The organism is Caballeronia sp. INML2, from assembly GCF_023631365.1.
GTDB lineage: Bacteria > Pseudomonadota > Gammaproteobacteria > Burkholderiales > Burkholderiaceae > Caballeronia > Caballeronia turbans.
In genome coordinates, this window is the sequence record NZ_JALQDH010000028.1 from 1 (window position 1) to 1,499 (window position 1,499).

General features: G+C 61.0%; 1 protein-coding gene. It reads left to right on the forward strand.

Annotated elements, in window-relative coordinates; translation table 11 throughout:
• The first annotated feature begins 130 nt into the window (after window positions 1-130).
• Window positions 131-1,261 (forward strand): IS110 family transposase, encoded by a 1,131-nt coding sequence (locus tag NCT32_RS11315; RefSeq protein WP_244807608.1) that lies wholly within the window; start codon window positions 131-133, stop codon window positions 1,259-1,261.
• Window positions 1,262-1,499 lie beyond the last annotated feature (238 nt).

A 1,499-nucleotide genomic window follows, 5' to 3' on the forward strand; every position in this document is an offset into this window, starting at 1 on the left:
CATTAGTCAGTATGACTCCGCGAGGCAGGGGCTGGCCTGGCGCGCGGAATCAGACGCGGGTTAGCATCGCTGCCAGAGCCGCACGGTGTGGACAGGGCCACACCCGGCGATATCCATCACGGAGGCCAGCGTGGAAAACGATAGCACACTGTACGTAGGGCTCGACGTCCATAAGGACTCGATTACAGTTGCCTATGCGCTGGGCACAGGCGAGGTCGAACTTCTCGGCAAAATCGGTACGACGAAGACGGATATCGATCGCCTGTGCAAGCGCCTTCAGTCGAAGGCTCGGCACATCGTCATCGTCTACGAGGCGGGTCCGTGCGGCTACGGACTTTACCGTCAGCTCGTGCAGAAGGGGTTTGACTGCATGGTGTGCGCGCCGTCATTGATTCCCAAAAAGCCTGGTGAGCGAGTCAAGACCGATCGGCGCGACGCCGTCAAGCTCGTGAGGTCGCTGCGCGCCGGGGATCTGTCAGCGGTGTACGTCCCCAGCGTGGAGGACGAAGCATTCCGCGATCTGGCTCGCGCGTGGGTCAGCGCCAAGGACGATCTGAAGCGCGCCAGACAACGGTTGAAGGGCTTTCTGCTCTCGCATGGGGTGCGCTATACGGGCCGAGCCGACTGGGGGCCGGCGCACCGGCGCTGGGTGAGCACGTATGCATTCGAGAGCTCGTGGCAGCAACTGGCGTTCGAGGAGTATCGACGCACCATTGAGGATCGCCTGGCGCAATGCGACCGGCTGGAGGCCGCGTTGCGCGATGCCGTCGTCAACTGGCGCTTTTATCCTGCCGTTCTGGGCCTGCAGACGATGCGCGGCGTGCAGTTCACCACGGCAGTGGGCATGCTCGCTGAGCTCGGTGATCTGTCACGCTTCGCGCACCCTCGCCAATTGATGGGCTGGCTGGGCGTGACGCCCTCCGAGCACTCGTCAGGAGAAAAACGCCGTCAGGGCAGTATCACCAAAAACGGCAACAGCTATGCAAGAAAACTGTTGGTCGAAGCGGCCTGGAGCTATCAACATCCGGCCCGCGTGAGTCCCGGGATCCAACGTCGTCACGATGGTATTCCAAAGCCAATCGTGGACCGAGCCTGGGACGCGCAACTGCGTCTGTGCCGGCGCTTCCGGAAGCTAATCACGCGCGGCAAGCAGAAGAACATCGCGGTGGTCGCGGTCGCCCGCGAGCTCGCCGGATTCATTTGGGACATCAGTCGACTCGCGATGTCACTTGCCATACCCTGCGAGCCGCTCACAACATGATGCTGCGGTTGAGTAACTTTTAGTCGAATGGGGAGGAGTTTCCTGAAGGCGGCGTAGCCCGGCACACGAGTAACCCGCGATTCGGCTACGCAACGATTTCTATCCGACTTGCGACATTAGATAGCGGCAGGCTCATTGGGCGGATTTCTGTAATGCGGTACCCAACCCGCGAATATCAGCATGATCCACCGTCGAGACTTACTGCTACGTCGCCCTCAGGAAATTCGGCAAGATGCGC